Source organism: Streptococcus oralis ATCC 49296, assembly GCF_000185265.1.
In the GTDB taxonomy this organism is placed as follows: Bacteria; Bacillota; Bacilli; order Lactobacillales; family Streptococcaceae; genus Streptococcus; species Streptococcus oralis_BC.
The window spans coordinates 1689633-1712486 of record NZ_GL622183.1 but is presented as its reverse complement, the minus strand read 5'-3'; the positions used below and the strand labels follow the sequence as shown (position 1 = coordinate 1712486).

28 protein-coding genes, 1 pseudogene and 1 other annotated feature are annotated in these 22854 nt (G+C 40.8%); of the genes and pseudogenes, 24 read left to right on the top strand and 5 right to left on the bottom strand.

The annotated features are described in order from the left end of the window. The 6 genes from HMPREF8578_RS10510 to HMPREF8578_RS10485 all read left to right on the top strand — a co-directional run bounded on the left by HMPREF8578_RS10510 (position 1) and on the right by HMPREF8578_RS10485 (position 6048). Positions 1 to 1749, top strand: a complete 1749-nt coding sequence (locus HMPREF8578_RS10510; RefSeq protein WP_001254290.1) for an ABC transporter ATP-binding protein — start codon at positions 1 to 3, stop codon at positions 1747 to 1749. A 115-nt stretch (positions 1750 to 1864) separates the two neighbouring features. Beyond that, positions 1865 to 3124, top strand: coding sequence for a TRZ/ATZ family protein (locus tag HMPREF8578_RS10505; protein WP_000870428.1), 1260 nt, complete (start codon positions 1865 to 1867; stop codon positions 3122 to 3124). Between the two features lie 61 nt (positions 3125 to 3185). Continuing rightward, positions 3186 to 3321, top strand: a sequence feature (ribosomal protein L10 leader region). 38 nt (positions 3322 to 3359) lie between these two features. Further along, the gene (gene rplJ, locus HMPREF8578_RS10500; protein ID WP_001287274.1) at positions 3360 to 3860 is read left to right on the top strand and encodes a 50S ribosomal protein L10; all 501 of its coding nucleotides are present in this window, start codon (positions 3360 to 3362) and stop codon (positions 3858 to 3860) included. A 74-nt stretch (positions 3861 to 3934) separates the two neighbouring features. Then, positions 3935 to 4303, top strand: coding sequence for a 50S ribosomal protein L7/L12 (gene rplL, locus HMPREF8578_RS10495; protein ID WP_001196964.1), 369 nt, complete (start codon positions 3935 to 3937; stop codon positions 4301 to 4303). Between the two features lie 411 nt (positions 4304 to 4714). Then, positions 4715 to 5617 carry a DUF2268 domain-containing putative Zn-dependent protease gene (locus tag HMPREF8578_RS10490; protein WP_001166699.1) on the top strand — a complete coding sequence of 301 codons (903 nt, stop codon included), beginning with the start codon at positions 4715 to 4717 and terminating at the stop codon, positions 5615 to 5617. A 62-nt stretch (positions 5618 to 5679) separates the two neighbouring features. Next, positions 5680 to 6048, top strand: coding sequence for an EXLDI protein (locus HMPREF8578_RS10485; protein WP_000559015.1), 369 nt, complete (start codon positions 5680 to 5682; stop codon positions 6046 to 6048). A 160-nt stretch (positions 6049 to 6208) separates the two neighbouring features. Here the strand turns inward: HMPREF8578_RS10485 and HMPREF8578_RS10480 are convergent, their stop codons facing one another. Beyond that, positions 6209 to 6694, bottom strand: coding sequence for a GNAT family N-acetyltransferase (locus HMPREF8578_RS10480; RefSeq protein WP_001053560.1), 486 nt, complete (start codon positions 6692 to 6694; stop codon positions 6209 to 6211). A gap of 31 nt (positions 6695 to 6725) precedes the next feature. After that, positions 6726 to 8072, bottom strand: a complete 1347-nt coding sequence (gene gdhA / locus HMPREF8578_RS10475; protein ID WP_000199520.1) for an NADP-specific glutamate dehydrogenase — start codon at positions 8070 to 8072, stop codon at positions 6726 to 6728. A 205-nt stretch (positions 8073 to 8277) separates the two neighbouring features. On the opposite strand from gdhA, the gene HMPREF8578_RS10470 reads away from it, so the two are divergent. From HMPREF8578_RS10470 to HMPREF8578_RS10440, 7 genes are all read left to right on the top strand, one after another. Continuing rightward, positions 8278 to 9213 carry a dihydroorotate oxidase gene (locus HMPREF8578_RS10470; RefSeq protein ID WP_000255178.1) on the top strand — a complete coding sequence of 312 codons (936 nt, stop codon included), beginning with the start codon at positions 8278 to 8280 and terminating at the stop codon, positions 9211 to 9213. A 32-nt stretch (positions 9214 to 9245) separates the two neighbouring features. Beyond that, positions 9246 to 10283: a DNA polymerase III subunit delta gene (gene holA, locus HMPREF8578_RS10465; RefSeq protein WP_000879618.1), complete on the top strand. Its 1038-nt coding sequence runs from the start codon at positions 9246 to 9248 to the stop codon at positions 10281 to 10283. Positions 10284 to 10352: 69 nt separating this feature from the next. Further along, complete coding sequence (gene sodA, locus HMPREF8578_RS10460) at positions 10353 to 10958, top strand: superoxide dismutase SodA (protein ID WP_000974733.1); 606 nt, start codon at positions 10353 to 10355, stop codon at positions 10956 to 10958. A gap of 155 nt (positions 10959 to 11113) precedes the next feature. Beyond that, positions 11114 to 11644 (top strand): YutD family protein, encoded by a 531-nt coding sequence (locus HMPREF8578_RS10455; protein ID WP_001224371.1) that lies wholly within the window; start codon positions 11114 to 11116, stop codon positions 11642 to 11644. Between the two features lie 20 nt (positions 11645 to 11664). After that, the gene (rlmN, locus tag HMPREF8578_RS10450; RefSeq protein ID WP_000804754.1) at positions 11665 to 12750 is read left to right on the top strand and encodes a dual-specificity RNA methyltransferase RlmN; all 1086 of its coding nucleotides are present in this window, start codon (positions 11665 to 11667) and stop codon (positions 12748 to 12750) included. A 1-nt stretch (position 12751) separates the two neighbouring features. Next, positions 12752 to 13231: a VanZ family protein gene (locus tag HMPREF8578_RS10445; protein ID WP_002893349.1), complete on the top strand. Its 480-nt coding sequence runs from the start codon at positions 12752 to 12754 to the stop codon at positions 13229 to 13231. A 1-nt stretch (position 13232) separates the two neighbouring features. Next, positions 13233 to 14774 carry an ABC-F family ATP-binding cassette domain-containing protein gene (locus HMPREF8578_RS10440; protein WP_000025358.1) on the top strand — a complete coding sequence of 514 codons (1542 nt, stop codon included), beginning with the start codon at positions 13233 to 13235 and terminating at the stop codon, positions 14772 to 14774. Between the two features lie 42 nt (positions 14775 to 14816). Here HMPREF8578_RS10440 and HMPREF8578_RS10435 read toward each other — a convergent pair whose 3' ends face one another. Then, a complete protein-coding gene (locus HMPREF8578_RS10435) occupies positions 14817 to 15056 on the bottom strand; it encodes a zinc ribbon domain-containing protein (RefSeq protein ID WP_000600212.1) in 240 nt (79 codons plus the stop codon). A 27-nt stretch (positions 15057 to 15083) separates the two neighbouring features. Further along, positions 15084 to 15890, bottom strand: coding sequence for a peptidylprolyl isomerase (locus HMPREF8578_RS10430; RefSeq protein ID WP_000731938.1), 807 nt, complete (start codon positions 15888 to 15890; stop codon positions 15084 to 15086). A 217-nt stretch (positions 15891 to 16107) separates the two neighbouring features. Between HMPREF8578_RS10430 and rpsP the strand changes: the two genes are divergently transcribed. From rpsP to HMPREF8578_RS10380, 10 genes and pseudogenes are all read left to right on the top strand, one after another. Continuing rightward, positions 16108 to 16380, top strand: a complete 273-nt coding sequence (gene rpsP / locus HMPREF8578_RS10425) for a 30S ribosomal protein S16 (RefSeq protein WP_000268760.1) — start codon at positions 16108 to 16110, stop codon at positions 16378 to 16380. A 19-nt stretch (positions 16381 to 16399) separates the two neighbouring features. Continuing rightward, positions 16400 to 16639, top strand: coding sequence for an RNA-binding protein KphA (gene kphA, locus HMPREF8578_RS10420; RefSeq protein WP_000379617.1), 240 nt, complete (start codon positions 16400 to 16402; stop codon positions 16637 to 16639). A gap of 43 nt (positions 16640 to 16682) precedes the next feature. Next, positions 16683 to 17009 carry a MazG nucleotide pyrophosphohydrolase domain-containing protein gene (locus tag HMPREF8578_RS10415; protein ID WP_029707508.1) on the top strand — a complete coding sequence of 109 codons (327 nt, stop codon included), beginning with the start codon at positions 16683 to 16685 and terminating at the stop codon, positions 17007 to 17009. A gap of 82 nt (positions 17010 to 17091) precedes the next feature. Then, a pseudogene (locus HMPREF8578_RS10410) lies at positions 17092 to 17643 on the top strand (putative immunity protein). 129 nt (positions 17644 to 17772) lie between these two features. Continuing rightward, entirely contained in the window at positions 17773 to 18675 is a 903-nt protein-coding gene (locus HMPREF8578_RS10405) for a DMT family transporter (RefSeq protein ID WP_001003364.1), read from the top strand. Positions 18676 to 18824: 149 nt separating this feature from the next. After that, positions 18825 to 19682, top strand: a complete 858-nt coding sequence (locus HMPREF8578_RS10400) for an alpha/beta fold hydrolase (RefSeq protein WP_000812218.1) — start codon at positions 18825 to 18827, stop codon at positions 19680 to 19682. Between the two features lie 97 nt (positions 19683 to 19779). After that, complete coding sequence (locus tag HMPREF8578_RS10395; protein ID WP_000821031.1) at positions 19780 to 20568, top strand: alpha/beta fold hydrolase; 789 nt, start codon at positions 19780 to 19782, stop codon at positions 20566 to 20568. A 29-nt stretch (positions 20569 to 20597) separates the two neighbouring features. Further along, on the top strand, positions 20598 to 21116 hold the full coding sequence (gene rimM, locus HMPREF8578_RS10390; RefSeq protein ID WP_001105873.1) for a ribosome maturation factor RimM: 519 nt from the start codon (positions 20598 to 20600) through the stop codon (positions 21114 to 21116). Continuing rightward, positions 21106 to 21825 carry a tRNA (guanosine(37)-N1)-methyltransferase TrmD gene (trmD, locus tag HMPREF8578_RS10385; RefSeq protein WP_000686929.1) on the top strand — a complete coding sequence of 240 codons (720 nt, stop codon included), beginning with the start codon at positions 21106 to 21108 and terminating at the stop codon, positions 21823 to 21825. Before rimM ends, trmD begins: the two co-directional genes overlap by 11 nt. An 11-nt stretch (positions 21826 to 21836) precedes the next feature. Continuing rightward, positions 21837 to 22175 carry an ATP cone domain-containing protein gene (locus HMPREF8578_RS10380; protein WP_001196045.1) on the top strand — a complete coding sequence of 113 codons (339 nt, stop codon included), beginning with the start codon at positions 21837 to 21839 and terminating at the stop codon, positions 22173 to 22175. Positions 22176 to 22202: 27 nt separating this feature from the next. Here the strand turns inward: HMPREF8578_RS10380 and HMPREF8578_RS10375 are convergent, their stop codons facing one another. Next, positions 22203 to 22523: a eukaryotic translation initiation factor 4 gamma gene (locus HMPREF8578_RS10375; protein ID WP_001250030.1), complete on the bottom strand. Its 321-nt coding sequence runs from the start codon at positions 22521 to 22523 to the stop codon at positions 22203 to 22205. A 103-nt stretch (positions 22524 to 22626) separates the two neighbouring features. Between HMPREF8578_RS10375 and HMPREF8578_RS10370 the strand changes: the two genes are divergently transcribed. Continuing rightward, positions 22627 to 22845: a YdbC family protein gene (locus tag HMPREF8578_RS10370; RefSeq protein WP_000807419.1), complete on the top strand. Its 219-nt coding sequence runs from the start codon at positions 22627 to 22629 to the stop codon at positions 22843 to 22845. Positions 22846 to 22854 lie beyond the last annotated feature (9 nt).

Genomic DNA, 22854 nt, shown 5'->3' with positions numbered 1-22854 from the left:
ATGAGACGACAAACCGCAAACCAGACGCTCAAACGTTTAGCCGTAGATTTAGTAAGCCATCCTTTTCTCCTTTTCCTTGCCTTTCTAGGAACGATTGCCCAAGTTGCTTTATCGATCTACCTACCTATCTTGATTGGGCAGGTCATTGACCAGGTCCTAGTAGCTGATTCTTCACCAGTTTTTTGGCAGATTTTTATCCAGATGATCTTGGTGGTTATAGGAAATACACTGGTACAATGGGCCAATCCTCTTCTTTATAATCGTCTAATCTTCTCTTATACCAAAGACTTGCGAGAGCGAATCATTCATAAGCTCCATCGTTTACCGATTGCTTTTGTGGATCGGCAGGGTAGTGGAGAGATGGTCAGTCGTGTGACCACAGACATAGAACAGTTGGCAGCTGGCTTGACCATGATTTTCAATCAATTTTTCATTGGTGTTTTGATGATTTTGGTTAGTATTCTAGCCATGCTCCAAATTCACCTTCTCATGACCCTCTTGGTCTTGCTGTTGACGCCCCTGTCCATGGTGATTTCACGCTTTATTGCCAAACGGTCCTATCATCTCTTTCAGAAGCAAACAGAGACCAGGGGGATTCAGACTCAGTTGATTGAAGAATCACTTAGCCAGCAGACTATTATCCAGTCCTTCAATGCTCAAACAGAGTTTATCCAAAGACTGCATGAGGCGAATGCCAACTACGCAGGTTATTCTCAGTCAGCTATCTTTTATTCATCAACGGTTAATCCTTCGACTCGCTTTGTTAATGCACTCATCTATGCTCTTCTTGCTGGAGTGGGAGCCTATCGTATCATGATGGGGTCCACCTTGACCATCGGACGTTTAGTGACTTTTTTGAATTACGTCCAACAGTACACCAAGCCCTTTAATGATATTTCTTCTGTTTTAGCCGAGTTGCAAAGTGCTCTCGCTTGTGCAGAGCGCGTCTATGCTGTATTAGAAAGTCCTGAGGTTGCTGAAACAGGTAAAGAAGTCTTGACCAGTGACCAAGTCAAGGGCGCCATTTCCTTTAAGCATGTTTCTTTTGGATACAATCCTGAAAGGATCTTGATTAAGGATTTGTCTATCGATATCCCAGCTGGTAGCAAGGTAGCCATCGTTGGTCCAACAGGTGCTGGTAAGTCAACTCTCATCAATCTCCTCATGCGTTTTTATCCTATTAACTCGGGAGATATCTTGTTAGACGGTCGTTCTATTTACGATTATACCCGAGCATCATTGAGACAGCAGTTTGGCATGGTGCTCCAAGAAACTTGGCTCAAGCAAGTGACCATTCATGACAATATTGCCTTTGGAAATCCTGATGCCAGTAGGGAGCAGGTGATTGCTGCTGCAAAGGCAGCCAATGCAGACTTTTTCATCCAACAGTTGCCACAGGGATACGATACCAAGTTGGAAAATGCAGGAGAATCCCTCTCTGTTGGGCAAGCCCAGCTCTTGACCATTGCCCGAGTCTTTCTAGCTATCCCAAAGATTCTTATCTTAGACGAGGCAACTTCCTCCATCGATACACGGACAGAAGTGCTAGTTCAGGATGCTTTTGCCAAACTCATGAAGGGGCGCACAAGCTTTATCATTGCTCACCGTTTGTCAACCATTCAGGATGCGGATTTGATTCTTGTCTTGGTGGATGGTGACATTGTGGAGCATGGTAACCATCATGACCTCATGGCTAGAAAGGGCAAGTATTACCAAATGCAAAAAGCTTCAGCTTTTAGCTCTGAATAATCCTTTCTATTTTAAAATCTTATGAACGAAAAAAAGTTGCCTTCGGGTGACTTTTTTGTTACAATAGCTAGAAAAATTATTCACTGTAAATTGTCTTTTAGAAAAGGGGCCTATAATGAAAGTCTATCAGCATGTAAATATCGTGACTTGTGACCAAGATTTCCATGTTTATCTGGATGGTATCTTAGCCGTTAAGGATTCTCAAATCGTCTATGTTGGTCAAGAGAAGCCAGAGATTTTAGAGCAAGCTGAGCAGATTATAGACTATCAGGGTGCCTGGATCATGCCTGGTTTGGTCAATTGCCACACCCATTCTGCTATGACAGGCTTGCGAGGGATTCGGGATGATAGCAATCTCCATGAATGGCTCAATGACTTTATCTGGCCAGCAGAAGCAGGATTTACTCCCGATATGACTACCAAGGCGGTCAAAGAGGCTCTGACGGAGATGCTCCAGTCAGGGACAACAACCTTCAACGATATGTATAATCCCAATGGTGTGGATATTGAGCAAATTTATCAGGCAGTCAAGGCCTCTAAGATGCGTTGTTATTTCTCACCGACCCTCTTTTCTTCAGAGGCAGAAACAACTGCTGAGACTATAAGCAGAACACGAGCCATCATAGAGGAAATCTTAGGATATGAAAATCCAAATTTCAAGGTTATGGTAGCCCCTCATTCTCCCTACAGCTGTAGTAGAGACTTGCTGGAAGCGAGCTTAGATATGGCAAAAGAGCTGGACATTCCTATCCATATCCATGTGGCGGAGACCAAGGAGGAATCAGGAATTATCCTCAAACGATACGGCAAACGCCCCCTTGCCTTTCTAGAAAAACTAGGTTACTTAGATCATCCGTCTGTCTTTGCTCATGGGGTCGAGCTAAACGAGAGAGAAATTGAACGCTTGGCAACTTCTCATGTGGCTATCGCCCATAATCCTATTAGTAACCTCAAACTGGCCTCAGGGATCGCTCCAATCATCCAACTGCAAAAAGCAGGAGTAGCAGTCGGAATTGCGACTGACTCGGTTGCTTCTAATAACAATCTTGATATGTTTGAGGAAGGACGGACTGCAGCCCTTCTTCAAAAGATGAAAAGTGGAGATGGCAGCCAATTTCCTATTGAAACAGCCCTCAAAGCTCTGACGATAGAGGGTGCTAAGGTTCTTGGAATGGAAGGACAGATAGGAAGCCTAGAAGTCGGCAAACAGGCAGATTTTCTGGTCATTCAAGCACAAGGAAAAATCCATCTTCAACCTCAGGAAAATATGCTCTCTCACCTGGTTTATGCTGTCAAATCCAGTGATGTCGATGATGTTTATATCGCTGGAGAACAGGTGGTTAAGCAAGGCAAAGTTTTGACAGTAGAGATTTAAAAAAATTTAAAAAAAGTTTGCAAAAATCTTGCATTCTTTTTTTGTCTATGCTATACTTATATACGGTTTGAAAAAACTACCTAAGACAGTAGGGGAGCTCGACTCATAAAGATCCTACCGAGGACAAAACGTATCATGTAAAAAGAAGCGTATTGTACTTTCGTGTCTAGGTTTGGGCGCGTTTTTCTTTTGGAAAAATTCCCCAAGCAAAATAATTACGGAGGTGAACACACTAATGAGTGAAGCAATTATTGCTAAAAAAGCGGAACTAGTTGACGTAGTGGCTGAAAAAATGAAAGCTGCTGCATCTATCGTCGTTGTAGACGCTCGTGGTTTGACAGTTGAGCAAGATACAGTTCTTCGTCGTGAGCTTCGTGGAAGCGAAGTTGAGTATAAAGTCATTAAAAACTCAATCTTGCGTCGTGCAGCTGAAAAAGCTGGTCTTGAAGATCTTGCATCAGTATTTGTTGGACCATCTGCCGTAGCATTTTCTAATGAAGATGTTATCGCACCAGCGAAAATCTTGAACGATTTTGCTAAAAACGCTGAAGCACTTGAAATCAAAGGTGGTGCAATCGAAGGCGCTGTCGCATCTAAAGAAGAAATCGTTGCTCTTGCAACTCTTCCAAACCGCGAAGGACTTCTTTCTATGCTCCTTTCTGTACTTCAAGCGCCAGTGCGCAACGTTGCTCTTGCAGTCAAAGCGGTTGCAGACAACAAAGAAGACGCAGCTTAATCTTAAGCTACGCAGCGTAGCCTAGCTACGGAAAAACTATTATAAAATTAAAAACTTATTTGGAGGAAATAACAATGGCATTGAACATTGAAAACATTATTGCTGAAATTAAAGAAGCTTCAATCCTTGAATTGAACGACCTTGTAAAAGCTATCGAAGAAGAATTTGGTGTAACTGCAGCTGCTCCTGTAGCTGTTGCTGCAGCTGGTGCTGCTGACGCTGGTGCTGCTAAAGACTCATTTGACGTTGAGTTGACAGCTGCTGGTGACAAAAAAGTTGGCGTTATCAAAGTTGTACGTGAAATCACTGGTCTTGGACTTAAAGAAGCTAAAGAACTTGTTGATGGTGCACCAGGTGTCATCAAAGAAGGCGTTCCAACTGCAGAAGCTGAAGAAATCAAAGCTAAATTGGAAGAAGCTGGAGCTTCAGTTACTCTTAAATAATAGAGCGACTACATTTGTAGCTTAAAAACGTGATTAAACCGCTATTCTTAGGAGTAGCGGTTTTTCTTTTTGTCTGTCATGGGGCACAAATGGGGCAAACTAATCATATAGTTTATCTAGGAGGCAAACAAGTTTTGAATAATAGGCTTTCCATAAAAAATGATACAAGTTTTTACCCTTCAGGATTTATTTTTTTCTAGTATCATCATTCCTATGAACAGTAGAAAAGTAAGTTTTTAATTTATTGATACTCTGGATATTACAATCTCAGTATTAAAGAACTTTATTGAAGGTAATTTTCGAACGGTTTGAGGTAATTTCAATGAAATTTTAATAGATATTTTAATTTTCTTCTTGACTCTGACCTTAGGTAAGGGATTATACTAATAATAGATAAGAAAGGAGATTACCATGCAAATCAATATGATTCGTTCAGATAAAGTTTATCAAGAGATGCTCGAGCTACCTTTAGAAAAGAGAGAAGGTTGCTTTCGAGCTAAAATTATAGCACCTTTTGCAACCAAATACCAAACGCAACACATTCCTCTGAAAGCAAAGTATCCTGGAGGATTTGATGCTCTTTTCCTACTTGGCTTTATGAATCAGTTACCCTCAACTCTCTCAGAAAAGGATAGACCAGCTATCGACTCTCTGAGCTCTGATCAACTCTGGCAAAATTGTCAAGATACCATCAAGAGGAGTATCGGTCTTTTTGAGCAAGCTGGCTATGATTTAGAGGTTGAGGATTACTATTTTACTATTTTATTGGGCAACCCTGAAAAGCCCATGTTACAGCTCAATAAGGGTTATAGCGGAGATGGAGGAATTCCAGGCTACCTCATGCTTAGTCTGCTACCGAATGACTATACTTTGCCACGTGTGCAGGCGGCGCTGGCTCACGAGTGTAACCATAATGTCCGCTTCCAATTTATCAAATGGAACCAGCAGACGACACTAGCAGACTGGGTAGTCAGTGAAGGTTTGGCAGAGTCTTTTGCTGCTGAACTCTATGGCAAAGATCTCATTGGGCCTTGGGTTACTTCAACCAGTCCAGAGCAGTTAGAAGAGATTAAGCCCATCATCTCCAGTCAGCTTCAGCTAACAGGGATGGCGGAAATGGCTCCTTATCTCTACGGTGATGAAATTGCTGAGATTCAAGGTCAAATACCGGTTGGAATGCCTTATGCTGCGGGCTATGCTTATGGCTATCATCTGATACAAGCTTATCTGAAAATGACTGGCAAAACTATTATTGAAGCAACTGTGACGCCTACAGAAGAGATTTTAGAGGCGACGAAAGATTTTTGGAAATGATACTTTTGCTTGCAAATCTGCCAGAGTCTGATATAATGAAAGTAATTTTTGGAGGTGACTATATGCACTATAAAAGAATTGAATTGAAGGTGACAGATCAAGGAATTCATGAGCGCAAGATTTTTCAAGGTGTTAAAATTTTTAGCCGTAGCAAGTTATCTAAAGATCAGAAAAGCATTCTAACACAGAAGCTTTACCTGACTCCGAAGCAAAACATCGTTTACTATCAACGGACAGATGTCAACTATGACCAGAACTGGCAGCATAATAAGGACTATTACGAATTAGCTTATGGTCAGTTGGACAGAGAGACTGTTTTTAAGGTTTGTCAAGATTTTGACGAACTAAGTCCTTTTCTGGAAAATGAGCTGCTTGAGAAGCTAAAAGAAAAGCAGTTAACAGGCAAATTTTTTGAAAAATTAGATATATAAAAATCCGGCTGCTTTTATAAGCAGTCGGATTTATTCTAGTGTGATAGTGCTGAAACAATACCTTAACTATCATAGCCTTGGCTACATTTTTAAAAGTTGTTTTAGCTGTGTTGAGGAGCTTGATACTGATGTCATCGAGACGACCAGAGTATACTGCCATCTATTCATCTGATAAGAGGGATTTTATCATCCAAATATTCATTGCTGGGTGGCCGGCGGCGTTAGAAAGTGGTTGTTGCAGTGATGTGAAACCATAGTGCTGATAGATGCCCACAGCCGTAACCAGTTCAGTAGAGGTTTCTAGATAAAGCTGTTCATAACCAGCTAGACGGGCTTCCTGGAATATCCGCTTTATCAACCTGCTGGAATAACCTTTGCCACGGCTATTTTTAGTGACATACAGTTTTTGTAATTCAGCAATCTTATCAGACACAGGTGCAAAGCCACCACAGCCAACCAGCTGACCTTCATCTTCCAGAATAAAGTAAGCTGCTCTCTCTTGCTGTTGATAGTAGTCGGCCAAATGATCTAGATGAGAATCAAAGTAGACAGTTCCAGGTTTGTCAAGCCCGAATTCTTCAAGACTAGCTCGAATGAGCTGCGCTACAGCTGGATTATCTCTTACTTCCATTGGCCGTAAGTTCATCATTTGTCCTCCGATAGGATGTATCGACTAATTAAACAATACCTTGGGCAATCATAGCGTTTGCTACGTTTTCGAAGGCAGCGATATTTGCTCCTGCAAGGTAGTCGGTACCAAGTCCGTATGTTTCAGCAGTTGTTTTAGCTGTGTTGAAGATGTTGGTCATGATGTCTTTGAGGCGTCCATCAACTTCTTCACGAGTCCATGAAAGGCGAAGGCTGTTTTGGCTCATTTCAAGCGCTGAAACGGCTACACCACCAGCGTTGGCAGCTTTGGCAGGTCCGTAAAGGATTCCGTTTTCTTTGTAGACTTTAATCGCGTCAAGGTCACTAGGCATGTTAGCACCTTCAGATACGCAGATAACTCCTTGAGCAACCAAACGTTTAGCTGCTTCGCCGTTGATTTCGTTTTGGGTCGCACATGGAAGAGCGATGTCGTAGTTTCCAGCGTAAGTCCATACAGAACCTTCATGGTAAGTAGCAGTTGCTTTCTCAGCTGCATACTCAGTCAAACGAGCACGGCGTTTTTCTTTAACATCAACCAAAAGATCAAAGTCAATACCATTTTCGTCAATGACATAACCGTTTGAGTCAGATACAGAGATAACAGTTGCACCAAGTTCAGTCGCTTTTTGAAGAGCGTATTGAGCTACGTTACCAGAACCTGAAATAACCACTTTCTTACCAGCAAAACTGTTACCATTAGCTTTGAGCATTTCTTCAGTGTAGTAAACCAATCCATAACCAGTTGCTTCTGGACGAATCAAGCTACCACCAAATCCAAGAGGTTTACCAGTCAAGACACCCGCATCAAATTGGTTAAGACGTTTGTATTGTCCGTATAGGTAACCAATTTCACGTCCACCAACACCGATATCACCAGCAGGTACGTCAAGAGATGGTCCGATGTATTTTTGCAATTCTGTCATAAAGCTTTGGCAGAAGCGCATCACTTCAGCATCAGTCTTACCTTTAGGATCGAAGTCTGATCCCCCTTTACCTCCACCGATTGGAAGTCCAGTCAAGACGTTTTTAAAGATTTGTTCGAAACCGAGGAATTTCAAGATCCCTTGGTTCACAGTTGGGTGGAAACGAAGTCCGCCTTTATATGGTCCAACAGCTGAGTTGAATTGAACACGGTAACCACGGTTGACTTGGACTTTACCTTCACGGTCAACCCAAGGAACACGGAAAGAAATCACGCGCTCAGGCTCAGTGATACGTGCCAAGATGTTTTCTTCGATATACTCGGGATGTTTTTCAAATACAGGTTCCAAAGTGCTGAAGAATTCTTCAACCGCCTGGAGAAATTCAGCCTCATGCCCGTTACGAGCTTTCACAGTTGCAAACACGCTTTGGATATAGTCTTTAGCAGATGTCATATCGTTCTCCTTTTTGTTGTTATATTTTATTACATGAGCCATTATAGCAGAATTTTTTTTGAGTGTAAAGAAAAAAACAGAAATTTTCTAAAAATTCTTTCAATTTACAAAACCGAACGTTTTATATAGAAATTAGTTTCTCAAAGAGAAAATCTTAAAGTATGGTATAATATTAGAAATAAAAGGAATCTGGAGGATCAGAATCATGGTATCAACGAAAACACAAATAGCTGGCTTTGAGTTTGACAATTGCTTGATGAATGCAGCGGGTGTGGCTTGTATGACGATAGAAGAGCTTGAAGGGGTCAAAAACTCAGCGGCGGGTACTTTTGTTACGAAGACTGCGACCTTGGACTTTCGTCAGGGCAATCCTGAGCCACGCTACCAGGATGTTCCACTTGGTTCTATCAACTCCATGGGCTTACCAAATAATGGCTTAGACTACTATCTGAACTATCTTTTGGACTTGCAGGAAAAAGAGCCAAACCGAACTTTCTTTCTATCTTTAGTTGGCATGTCTCCAGAAGAAACACATACCATCTTGAAAAAAGTTCAAGAGAGTGAATTCAAAGGACTGACAGAGCTTAATCTCTCTTGTCCAAATGTTCCAGGAAAACCTCAGATTGCTTATGATTTTGAGACAACAGATTGTATCTTGGCAGAAGTATTTGCCTACTTTACCAAACCTCTTGGAATCAAATTGCCACCTTATTTTGATATTGTCCACTTTGACCAAGCGGCTGCTATTTTCAACAAATATCCACTCAAATTTGTTAACTGTGTTAACTCTATCGGGAACGGCCTATATATAGAAGACGAGTCGGTTGTTATTCGTCCTAAAAATGGTTTTGGTGGCATTGGTGGAGAGTATATCAAACCGACCGCTCTTGCTAATGTGCACGCCTTTTACCAACGTCTCAATCCGCAAATCCAAATTATCGGAACGGGTGGTGTTCTAACGGGTCGTGATGCCTTTGAACACATTCTCTGCGGTGCTAGCATGGTGCAAGTAGGGACCACCCTACACAAGGAAGGCGTTGGTGCTTTTGAACGCATTACCAATGAACTGAAAGCTATTATGGCGGAAAAAGGGTACGAGAGCCTAGAAGATTTCCGTGGGAAATTGCGCTATATTGATTAAGTTTAATAAAAAATCAGAAGAAAGGAGAGAAGATGCTAGCCATTGAAGACAGTCAGAAGTTGACATTATCAAATCTATCTAGCTTGAACCTATTTACAGGGACAGATCAGGGTCAGTTTGAAGTTATGAAGAGTCAAGTGTTGAAGCAGATTGGTTATGATCCAGCTGATCTCAACTTTGCTTACTTTGATATGAAAGAAGTAGCTTATAAAGACTTAGAGTTGGAGTTGGTCAGTCTCCCCTTCTTTGCGGATGAAAAAATCGTGATATTAGACCATTTTGTCGATATCACAACAGCCAAAAAACGCTTTTTAACAGATGATGAACTCAAGTCGTTTGAGGCATACCTTGACAATCCTTCACCGACAACCAAGTTATTAATTTTTGCAGAAGGAAAACTGGACAGCAAAAGACGATTGGTTAAACTGCTCAAACGTGACGCGACAGTATTTGATGCTATCGAGGCTAAGGAACAAGAACTCCGCCAGTATTTCCAAAAATGGAGCCAGACACAAGGTCTGAAGTTTGCGGAAAAATCTTTTGAAAATCTACTCATCAAATCTGGTTTTCAATTTAGTGAAATCCAGAAAAATCTCCTTTTTTTACAGTCTTATAAGTCAGATGGTGTGATTGAGGAGAAGGACGTTGTCGAGGCTATTCCAAAGACCTTGCAGGACAATATTTTTGATTTGACTCAGTTTATTTTAGCTAAGAAGATTGACCTGGCCCGCGACCTGGTTAGAGATTTGACCTTGCAAGGGGAGGACGAGATCAAGCTCATAGCTGTCATGTTAGGACAGTTTCGTACCTTTACCCAAGTGAAGATTTTATCAGAAGCTGGTCAGACGGAATCGCAGATTGCAAGTAGTCTGGGAACTTACTTGGGGCGCAATCCTAATCCTTATCAAATCAAGTTTGCACTGAGAGATTCAAGAGGGATTTCCTTGGCCTTTCTCAAGCGAGCGATTTCTTATTTGATTGAAACAGACTACCAGATTAAGACAGGTGTCTATGAAAAGGGGTACCTGTTTGAAAAGGCACTCTTGCAGATTGCGGCAGAGGCAAATTGAGCAAAAAACTTGAAAAAAGAGGATGATTGCGTTATCATTTTCATATAGAAAGAAAAAGAGGTATTACAGATGGCTATTATCTTACCAGACCTTCCATACGCGTATGACGCATTGGAACCATACATCGATGCTGAAACAATGCACTTGCACCATGACAAGCACCATCAAACCTACGTCAACAATGCCAATGCTGCTCTTGAAAAACACCCTGAAATCGGTGAAGACCTTGAAGCTTTGCTTGCTGATGTAGAATCTATCCCAGCTGATATCCGCCAAGCGCTTATCAACAATGGTGGTGGACACTTGAACCACGCTCTTTTCTGGGAATTGATGACTCCTGAAAAGACTGCTCCTTCAGCAGAACTTGCAGCAGCAATCGATGCAACATTTGGTTCATTTGAAGAGTTCCAAGCAGCCTTTACAGCAGCAGCTACAACTCGCTTTGGTTCTGGCTGGGCATGGTTGGTTGTCAACAAAGAAGGGAAGCTTGAAGTGACTTCAACAGCAAACCAAGATACACCAATCTCAGAAGGCAAAAAACCAATCTTGGGCTTGGACGTTTGGGAACATGCTTACTACGTGAAATACCGCAACGTTCGTCCTGACTACATCAAAGCTTTCTTCTCAGTAATTAACTGGAACAAGGTAGACGAGCTTTACGCAGCAGCTAAATAATAAAATATGGAGGGAAGAATTGTTCTTCTCTTTTTAAGGTTATAAAGCGGAAGTCTGACAGAATCGTCAGACTTTTTTCATTTTCATGAGAAACGTGCTAACTGCTAGAAATTATGGTAAAATAGAGTGTTAAGTAATCGTGGAAAAGGAAGACTATGCGTAAAGAAATTGCACCTGAATTATACAACTATAACAAGTTTCCTGGCCCAGAATTTCATGTGAATGGGGATAAGGTTGAGACTGAAGGGATTGCTTTTACCTTGGTTGAAAATATCAAGGATGCCTTCGATGTGACAGTCTTTAATCAACGCTTCTCAGAAGTGTTGACCAAGTTTGATTATGTCGTGGGGGACTGGAGTAATGAACAGCTCCGCCTACGTGGTTTTTACAAAGACGAACGTACTGAGGAAAAAATTGAAAAGATTAGTCGCTTACAAGATTATCTTTTGGAGTACTGTAGTTATGGTTGTGCTTATTTTGTCTTAGAAAACCAAGCACCTAAGCGTGCGTCATTTGACAAAAAAATGCGTAAAAAGGATGAGGAAAACCTTCCTAGAAGAGGAAAGAAACCTTCGCAAAACAAGAGAAAACCAAATGCGGATAAGAGAAATAGACGTCGTCATAAGGACCAAAAGTCTCAGAAAGAGGACAAGGGACAGCGCCATTTTGTCATTCGTCAAAAATAGATAGAGAATAAGGAGAAGAGATGAAACCGTCTATTTATAGTTTAACACGTCAAGCCATGCAAGAATGGGTATTAGAACAAGGAGAAAAGAAATTCCGAGCAGATCAGATCTGGGAATGGCTCTACCGTAAACGTGTCCAGTCATTTGAAGAAATGACCAACCTTTCCAAGGGTTTGATTGCCAAGCTCAATGAGCAGTTTGTGGTAAATCCATTGAAACAACGCATCGTACAAGAGTCGGCTGACGGTACTGTTAAGTATCTTTTCGAGTTGCCAGATGGTATGTTGATTGAAACAGTACTGATGCGTCAACACTACGGGCTGTCAGTCTGTGTGACCACTCAGGTCGGCTGTAATATTGGTTGTACCTTCTGTGCGTCAGGTTTGATCAAGAAGCAACGTGACCTCAATAACGGGGAAATTGTAGCGCAGATTATGTTGGTTCAGAAATACTTTGATGAACGTGGTCAGGATGAACGTGTCAGCCATATCGTTGTTATGGGAATTGGTGAACCATTTGATAATTACAACAATGTTTTGAATTTTGTCCGTACCATCAATGATGACAAGGGAATGGCTATCGGTGCTCGTCACATCACTGTTTCAACCTCAGGTTTGGCCCATAAAATTCGTGACTTTGCTAATGAAGGTGTACAGGTCAATCTGGCTGTGTCTCTTCACGCACCCAATAATGAATTGCGTTCAAGCATCATGAAGATTAACCGTGCCTTTCCGATAGAAAAGCTCTTTGCAGCTATTGAGTACTATATCGAAACAACCAATCGCCGTGTGACCTTTGAATACATCATGCTCAATGAAGTCAACGACGGTGTTGAACAAGCCTTGGAGTTGGCTGAATTGCTCAAGAACATCAAGAAATTGTCTTATGTCAACTTGATTCCCTATAACCCAGTTAGTGAACATGACCAATATAGCCGTAGTCCTAAAGAGCGCGTGATGGCCTTCTACGATACCCTCAAGAAAAAAGGGGTCAACTGTGTTGTCCGTCAAGAGCATGGTACAGATATTGATGCAGCTTGTGGACAATTACGCTCCAATACAATGAAACGTGACCGCCAGAAGGCAGTCGCAGCGGTAAATCCATAAAATGACTAAAAAAAGAGAATTAATCTTAAGATTGGGAGTGGCTGTTTACAGCCTATGCATTGTCTGTTTTTGCTTCACTCCCCAGCCTCAACTTCCTACAGGAGTGGAAACTCCAGGTATTCAAACTTTTGGACGCCTGGTTTTTCTTTTAACTCCCTTAAACTCCCTTTGGAATCTGGGTGAAGTGACTAGTTTGGGACAAGTCCTTTGGATCTTTTTGCAGAATATTTTAAATGTCTTCTTGCTTTTCCCTCTGGTCTTTCAACTGCTCTACCTCTGTCCAAACTTACGACAAACCAAAAAAATCATCCTTCTCAGTTTTCTTCTGAGTCTAGGAATCGAGTGTACACAACTAGTTTTAGATTTTTTATTCGACTTTAATCGCGTCTTTGAGATTGATGATTTGTGGACCAATACCTTGGGAGGCTATCTGGCTTGGCTCCTCTATAAAGGACTGCATAAAAATAAGATAAGGAATTAGAATGAGTATTTTAGAAGTTAAAAATTTAAGTCACGGTTTTGGTGACCGTGCAATTTTTGAAGATGTGTCTTTCCGTCTCCTCAAGGGTGAGCATATCGGCTTAGTCGGTGCCAATGGTGAAGGAAAATCAACCTTTATGAGCATCGTAACAGGTAAGATGTTGCCAGATGAAGGGAAGGTGGAGTGGTCCAAATATGTGACTGCTGGCTATCTGGATCAGCACGCTGTGCTAAAGGAAGGTCAAACCGTGCGTGATGTCTTGCGTACAGCCTTTGATGAGCTATTTAAAGCAGAAGCTCGTATCAATGACCTCTATATGGAAATGGCAGAAGACGGAGCAGATATTGACGCGCTAATGGAAGAAGTTGGCGAACTCCAAGACCGTTTGGAGAGTCGAGATTTCTATACCTTGGATGCTAAGATTGATGAAGTAGCGCGTGCTCTCGGTGTCATGGACTATGGCATGGATACAGATGTAACAGCCTTATCAGGTGGACAAAGAACCAAGGTGCTTTTGGCTAAACTCCTCCTTGAAAAGCCAGATATTTTGCTGCTTGACGAGCCAACCAACTACTTGGATGCTGAACACATTGACTGGCTCAAGCGTTATCTCCAAAACTATGAGAACGCTTTTGTCCTTATTTCGCATGATATTCCTTTCCTCAACGACGTAATCAATATCGTCTACCATGTGGAAAATCAACAGTTGACGCGTTACTCTGGTGACTACTACCAGTTCCAAGAAATCTATGCCATGAAGAAATCTCAACTGGAAGCAGCCTATGAGCGTCAACAGAAAGAAATTGCCGACCTCAAGGATTTCGTAGCCCGCAATAAAGCCCGTGTTGCAACGCGTAATATGGCCATGTCCCGTCAAAAGAAACTCGACAAGATGGATATCATTGAACTGCAAAGCGAGAAACCAAAGCCATCCTTTGATTTTAAACCGGCTCGTACTCCTGGTCGCTTTATCTTCCAAGCCAAGGACTTGCAGATTGGTTATGACCGTCCTCTTACCAAGCCTTTAAACCTTACTTTTGAACGCAATCAAAAGGTTGCCATTATTGGAGCCAATGGTATCGGGAAAACAACTCTCTTGAAGTCTCTCTTGGGAATTATCCCACCAATTGCTGGAGAAGTTGAACGAGGTGATTACCTAGAACTGGGCTACTTTGAACAGGAAGTAGAAGGTGGAAATCGTCAAACACCACTAGAGGCTGTCTGGAATGCCTTTCCTGCCCTTAACCAAGCAGAAGTCCGTGCAGCCCTTGCTCGTTGTGGTTTGACAACCAAGCACATCGAAAGCCAAATTCAGGTCTTATCAGGTGGAGAACAAGCCAAGGTACGCTTCTGTCTCTTGATGAACCGTGAAAACAACGTTTTAGTGCTGGATGAGCCGACCAACCACCTAGATATAGATGCCAAGGATGAACTCAAACGCGCGCTTAAAGAATACAAAGGAAGCATTCTCATGGTTTGCCACGAACCAGACTTTTATGAAGGCTGGATGGACCAAATCTGGGACTTTAACAAGTTAACTTAAAAGCAGTAAAAAAGCCAAGTCGAAATGACTTGGCCTTTTTGACTAGTAATTTAAAAAGTTTTCAACTTCAGATTTCTCAATTTCTTTACCGTAGTGGCAAATCGGACAAGAAACGAAGTAGCTTTTACCATAAGGGAAAAGTGGAATCCAGTAGAGGGTGAACTTGCGTCCAGTTTCTACAATCTCCCAAGTGTCAACATTGTTACAGTAATCACATTCGATCGCAGTTTGCGTATGTCCCAAATCTTTTTGATAGCCTTTAGAACCCCAAAATAGAATCATATCATCGTCTCCTTATCTGTTGATGGCTTATTTTTTGCTGAAGTCGTAGTCCTTGACCACTTCGATACTGTCAATGGTGATAGCGGTAGTTGGTTTGTCTTTCTCATCTTTTTCAGCTTTGGCAATCTTGTCGACAACATCCATGCCATCGATGACTTGACCAAAAACAGGGTGTTTGCCGTCTAGGCTAGGATTTCCGCCTTCTTTATAGGCTTCGATGATTTTCTTTGGATACTTGCTGGTAGGAAGTTTCGCAGAAATATCTGTTGAGTTTTGGTTGATGAAGAACTGGCTACCGTTGGTGTTTGGTTGCCCTGTGTTAGCCATAGCAAGGGCCCCTCGGATATTGTATAGGTAAGGAGAGATTTCATTTTTGAAACCAGTTCCTTTGTCCTTTGTTTTATCCTTATCATGCCAGATGGATTGGCCACCTGTACCATCTCCCTTAGGATCCCCAGTTTGTACCATAAAACCATCGATGACACGGTGGAAGGTGATGCCGTTATAGTAGCCTTCCTTAGCGTGAGTAAGGAAGTTTTCAACTGCTAGAGGTGCTAGTTTTGGAAAGAGTTTGATGCGTACATCGCCTTGATTTGTGTGTAAAATGACTTCTGCTTCATCTTCGGCAACTTCTTTAGAAAGTTGAGGGAAGTTGGCATTTTCATTAGTTAGTGCGTCATTCAAATCTTTGGCAGCCTGAGCAGCTGCTTTTGAGCTTTCTTCTGCTGAGATACTAGAGTCGACATACTCATCACCACGGAGACCACGTTGGATACTAGTACATCCAGCAAGGGCTACCGTTGATAGTAAAAGAAGGGTTGCTAGTTTTTTCATTGTTAACCTCTCAAAAATTCATTTCTACTATTGTACCTTAAAAGGAAGGTGATTTCAAATGTAAAAGATTTTACTAAAAATTTCTAGTAGTAAAAAAAAATTAAAACTCTGTCAAGTTTTTTTCTTGACACCTGTCAGAAATCTGCTATAATAGAACATGTGCTAAATAGCTCAGCTATTTCACCGAAATAAAAAATAAGAAAAGAGACATTAAAAAATGGCAGTTAAAATCCGTTTGACTCGTATGGGTTCTAAGAAAAAACCTTTCTACCGTATCAACGTAGCAGACTCACGTTCACCACGTGACGGACGTTTTATCGAAACAGTTGGGACTTACAACCCACTTGTTGCTGAAAACCAAGTAACTTTGAAAGAAGACCGCGTTCTTGCATGGTTGGCTGATGGAGCTCAACCTTCAGATACAGTTCGCAATATCCTTTCAAAAGAAGGCGTATTGAAAAAATTCCACGATTCTAAATTCTCAAAATAAGTTTAAAGTAGGTTGACAGATGGATACGATTGAAAATCTCATTATTGCGATTGTGAAACCTTTGATTTCACAACCTGATGCCTTAACTATCAAGATTGAAGACACACCAGAGTTTTTGGAGTATCACTTGGATCTTGACCAAAGCGATGTCGGTCGTGTTATCGGTCGTAAGGGTCGCACTATCTCAGCGATAAGAACGATTGTCTACTCTGTCCCAACTGAAGACAAAAAAGTAAGAATCGTTATCGATGAAAAATAAAGAAAGCGGGACAAATGTCTCGTTTTTTTGTGAGGAGGAGAAGATGAAGGATTTAACCTTTAGACAATTACAAGCTTACTTACTCGAACATTACCAACAGTCTCGAACTGAGGAAGGCCTCTTTATCAAGCTAGTGGAGGAAGTCGGAGAAGTAGCTGAGGTCTTGAATGGGCGCTCTGGTCGAAAAGAGGGTGTCCAGGACTCAAATGAGGAACTAGCCAAAGAACTGGCAGATATTATTCACTACACTGTCGCAATTGCGGCTATTAATGACATAGATCTAACCAAAACCATCTTTGACAAAGATAAGAAAGCTGCCATTAAGTATCAGCATGAAAGAGATTTGGAAGGATTTTTGGATAACTTCTAAGAGAACTAGGAGTAATCTCTTTTCACTAATATGAAAGGTTTCTCCTAGCTTACGCTAGCTAGTAAGAAAGAATGAGAAAGCAATGAAACCAGAGGACTATGCATGGAATGAGTTTGAACGAACTGCCTATAAGACTAAAATGAATCACCTACCCAGTCCTTACAAAGTTGCCATTTGGGACGACTCTGAGAAAAGATTGGAACTAGAACAAATACTGGATAGACTTCCTCAGAAATAACTAGCTCGATGGGCATTAGAGAACTCGCGAAATTTCTTATCTTTAATTGACATCGGTGATGAAGGTGAGAAAAATAAAATAATTCGGCAAGCTTATGAGGCTTTTGATGCACGATTGAGAAATGAGTTCTCACCTCATGAGTTGAGAAAAGCAGGTTTCGCAGCAAATCTCCTCTCTAAAAATGCCCAAAATCAAATCGCTAAGTACGCTGCCAGAGTCTTTGTACAAGCTATTTCAACAGCCCATATGAGAGGACACGCCATCGTTTCCGCGGATTATGCTATCAAAGTAAGGAATCTCCAAGAGGCAGACAAGTTAGAACTTGTGAGACAAGAACGAGAAAAGCAGATCAGACTGGCTGAATCCTTTTTAGCTAATGTAATAGATAAACGGTGAAAGAAGGAATAAAATACCAATCCTAGAAATAGCATCTAGGATTTTACTATGCTAAAATGGATAGACAGCCTCAAAGAATTCTAGTCAATCAATCTTGAGAATAGCTATTTTTAAAGGGAGTAACAGTCTATGAACGAGAAAACAAAAGCTTACCTAGCAGCCTTATCCTTTTCAGCAATCATTGGTTTTTCTTTTTTATTTATTAAGATTGCTTTGAGCTATACCAGTCCTCTCACCAACTTAGCACATCGCTATACAATCGCAGCTTTAGTATTGGTCGTCCTTCATCAAACCAAACTTATCAAAGTGAGTTTAAGTAGAAAAGGTATCCTTTCTATTCTCCCTATGAGCCTTTTCTATCCACTCCTCTTTTTTATTTTCCAATCCTTTGCTCTACAGTATATATCGTCTTCTGAAGCGGGAATTTTACAAGCGCTTGTTCCGATTTTTACTCTCCTTTTAGCATCAGTCTTTCTCAAGGAAAAGACAAGCTTGCTTCAAAAGTTCTTTTTAATTTTATCCGTATCAGGAGTAGTTTTCATCTTCTTTAGCAAAGGAGCAAACTTTAGCACGGAAACTGCTAGCTTAGGCTTTCTCTTGATGTTGGGATCTGTTCTCGCCAATGCGATAAACAATATTCTCAGCAAGGCTAAAGGAGGTCGCTATCGGGCCATGGATATGACAGCTGTTGTGATATTTGTTGGCTTCTTCATCTTTAATGCGCTGAGTCTGACCTCCCACTATCTAGAGGGGAACATATTAGCTTACTTTGTGCCACTTGGAAAGCTACCCTATCTGCTTTCCATCCTCTATTTGGGAATTTTAGCCTCTATAGTTACTGGTAGTCTCTCTATCTATGCTATCGTTCGCCTTGGGGCATCAACAGTCAGTGTCTTTGGCAATCTTGGAACAGTTTTGACTATTCTAGCTGGGGCTCTTATCCTCCACGAACCAATTTATAGTTACCATGTGATAGGAGCTGCTCTGATTATTGCTGGAATTTTAGGCATGAATCTGATGAGAAAAAAGTAAAGATTGCTTAGCAGTCTTTTTCTTTATCTAAATGATGCAGAAAATTCAAAATTTTTAATGAAATGAAGTTTAGAAAACGATGATTTTAATATAGCATGTTAAAATAGATAAAAAGAATAATACTAGGATAAAGAGGAGCGAATGTAAAAATGAAGCAAAATGATATAGCTGAAGCTATTGCTTTTTATAACAGAGAACACGAGATGTTGGAACGTCACCTTATAGCAGTCGTAGATTGTGATTTGGTTGTTTATCATCGTCCTGGGAACGCAAGTAAAGGACACATTATTTTTTATCATGGAGCTTGTGGACGGAGTCAGATGTGGGCCCACCAGTATGATGCTTTTGAGGGATTTGACCTCTATTTTGTCAATGTTCGAGGGCAGGGGGAATCACCTATGAAAGTTGGTCTACCTGACTTAGAAGGTGCTGTTCAAGATGTAGATGCTATTTTGTCCTATTTCCAGCTAGATAAGGTGATATTGGTTGGTCATTCTTGGGGAGGAAATCCACTTCAAGAGTACACCTATCGCCATCCAGAAAGAGTCCTAGCCTTGGTCATGGTAGATAGTTGGGGACAGCATCGTTACCTATCAGATAAAGAAAGAGGTCGAATCAAATATAGTTCTCTTATGTATAAAACGATTCCTTGGAAGGTGATTGCAGATAAGAACTCAAAAATGTGTACAGATAATCCTATCACAAGAGAATTGGTCAAGACGGCCATTATAGAAACTGGACGAGATGTTTTCTTGAATCTTGGAATCACAGGTTTCTTGGCAGTCCATGAGATAGAAGGATATAAAGGAAATCCTCCCATGCTATTAGTAAGAGGCGAAAATGATTTTCCCAAACACCTAAAAATGACCTATGATGGTATCATTGCTCTAAATCCCAATGCGCGTCAAGTAACAATTTCAGAGAGCAAACACCAACCGATGAATGACCATCCTCAAGAGTTTAATCAGATAGTTGGTGATTTTTTTGAAGAAGTAGTAGCCTTGTAAGATAGGACTTATCCAACTTGTGAAAATCCCTGGAACGTGATAAAATAAAGGATAAGGATTTTTAATAATTCATTATATAGAATGAGTGGATTTCTTTATGAAGAGGATTGAAGTATCTACAGAAATTGGTAGTCTCTCTGTTACTTATCAAAAGCAAAAGAAAGTGCTAGTTTGTTTAAGTGGCGCAGGTTTGCTACCAAGTTATGAAAATTTTTCACTTATACTTGAAAAACTTCCTCCTACAATTGGTTATTTGACAATTGATTTTCCGAACACAGGTAGGAGTTCGATTCATGACCAATCTGGAAAAAATCTAGATAATCTTGCAGATGCGGTTTATGAAGTACTTGAAGAATTAGGGATTTCTGAATATATACTTTGTGCACATAGTTTGAGTGGAATTTTAGCTTGCAAATTACTCAAGAAACCAATTAAGTGTCAGGCTTTACTTGCAATTGAACCGACAACTAAAAACGTCATGTTTGCTGATTTTTCAGAAAATCCTTATCCAGAAATGGAAGAGCAGATGAGGCTGATTGACGAGTGTGGTCCTGAACTTTATTTTAAGAACTTAACTCAAGCAACATTTAGCCCTAAAATTAATAAAGAAATCTGGGAAATAATGCAAGAAAAAGGCTCAGAATTGGAAAATCAAGATCCAGGATTTCAGATATCTGGAGAGATTACTGAGGAAGATTTTGAGAATGTATCTATAGAATCTTATATCCCTGTGTTTATTTTTTGTCAGGCTTATAGAGAAAAAGAGTACAGAGAATCAGAATATTGGACTTCCAATACTAAACTCATTTTAGGAGGGAATCACCATTATTTACAATGGTCAGAATCAGAAAAAATTGCGACTATTATTCGAGAACTGTCAGAATAAGATGGATAGAAATAGATACAGGAGACAAGATGAACTACTTTAATGTTGGGAAAATCGTCAATACGCAGGGTCTGCAGGGTGAGATGCGAGTCTTGTCTGTGACGGATTTTGCAGAAGATCGATTTAAAAAGGGAGCAGAGCTGGCTTTATTCGATGAAAAAGATCAGTTTGTCCAAACAGTGACCATTGCTAGCCACCGTAAGCATAAGAATTTTGACATTATCAAATTCAAAGACATGTACCATATCAATGCAATTGAAAAGTACAAGGGTTATAGCCTCAAGGTTGCTGAGGAAGATTTGAACGATTTAGATGATGGTGAATTCTATTATCACGAGATTATCGGTTTGGATGTTTACGAGGGTGACAACTTGATTGGAACTATCAAGGAAATCCTACAACCAGGAGCCAATGATGTCTGGGTGGTCAAGCGAAAAGGTAAGCGAGATTTGCTTTTACCTTATATCCCACTAGTGGTTCTCCATGTTGATATTCCAAACAAGCGGGTTCAAGTGGAAATCTTAGAAGGGTTAGACGATGAAGATTGATATTTTAACCCTCTTTCCAGAGATGTTTTCACCGCTTGAACACTCGATTGTTGGGAAGGCTCGAGAAAAAGGGCTCTTGGATATCCAGTATCATAATTTCAGAGAATACGCTGAAAAGGCCCGTCATGTTGACGATGAGCCCTACGGAGGCGGTCAAGGAATGTTGCTCCGTGCCCAACCTATTTTCGATGCCTTTGATGCTATTGAAAAGAAAAATCCCCGTGTCATTCTTCTTGATCCTGCTGGGAAACAGTTTGATCAGGCTTGCGCTGAGGATTTGGCCCAGGAAGAGGAACTGGTCTTTATCTGTGGTCACTATGAAGGGTATGACGAGCGCATCAAGACCTTGGTAACCGATGAAATTTCCCTAGGAGACTATGTTTTGACTGGAGGAGAATTGGCGGCCATGACCATGATTGATGCGACTGTTCGCCTAATTCCTGAAGTGATTGGTAAGGAGTCTAGTCACCAGGATGATAGTTTCTCTTCAGGACTTCTCGAATACCCCCAATACACTCGCCCTTATGACTATCGAGGTATGGTTGTACCAGATGTTCTCATGAGTGGACACCATGAAAAGATTCGTCAGTGGCGACTGTATGAGAGTCTGAAGAAGACCTACCAGCGCAGACCTGACTTATTAGAAAACTACCAACTGACAGTCGAAGAAGAAAAAATGCTGGCAGAAATCAAAGAGAACAAAGAATAAAGGAGAACCTTATGCAAGTAATCAAACGTAATGGAGAAATTGCTGAATTTGATCCAGATAAAATTTACCAAGCTGTCCTAAAAGCAGCTCAAACAGTTTATGTTTTGACCGATGACCTGCGTCAAAACCTAGCGCAAGTTACTAAAAAAGTCGTTTTGGACTTGGAAGAAGCAAAAGTAGAACGTGCTACTATCAGCATGATCCAATCAATGGTTGAGCACCGCTTACTTGGAGCTGGTTACATCACAATTGCAGAACACTATATCTCTTATCGTTTGCAACGCGATTTGGAGAGAAGTGGTTATGGCGACCATATCGCCGTTCATCTTCATTTTGAACAAATCCGTTAAGAAAAAGAGTGGGATGCAAAGAACATCTCACTCTTTCTTAAATAGACTTTTCTGAGCTTTTTGTACAGTTGAGGGAACGAAACGAAGTCGCTTAATGTCACTGATACGAATGATTCGAGTTACGTTTTTTGAAAAATTTTTGACGATAATTTGTTGGCGATTAGCATCGTGTTTAACAATATCACCCGTAAAACTTGTCTCAGCAAGTATAACATGAACAGCCGTCTTTTTCTGGATGGCTTGTTCAATCATAGCAGTGAGGGAGTTATCCTCGATTTGAGGATGATCATCATTCCCATTGAGAAAACCATGTAGTTTATCTAGAACTAGTTTGAATGTCTGTCTCATAGAGTCCTCCCTTCTTATATATCCACATTATATAAAATTTTCCTAAAAACCACAAGATTTTTACGAATAGACTATAGAAAGCATATCACATAAAGGAGTTAAAATGGCAGAATTTACATTTGAGATTGAAGAACACTTGCTCACCTTGTCTGAAAATGACAAAGGATGGACAAAAGAACTAAATAGAGTTAGCTTTAATGGTGCCCCTGCAAAGTTTGATATTCGTTCTTGGAGTCCTGACCATACCAAAATGGGCAAAGGAATCACGCTTTCCAATGAAGAATTTCAGGTAATGGTCGATGCCTTTAAAGGGGGACAATAAAAAGAATCT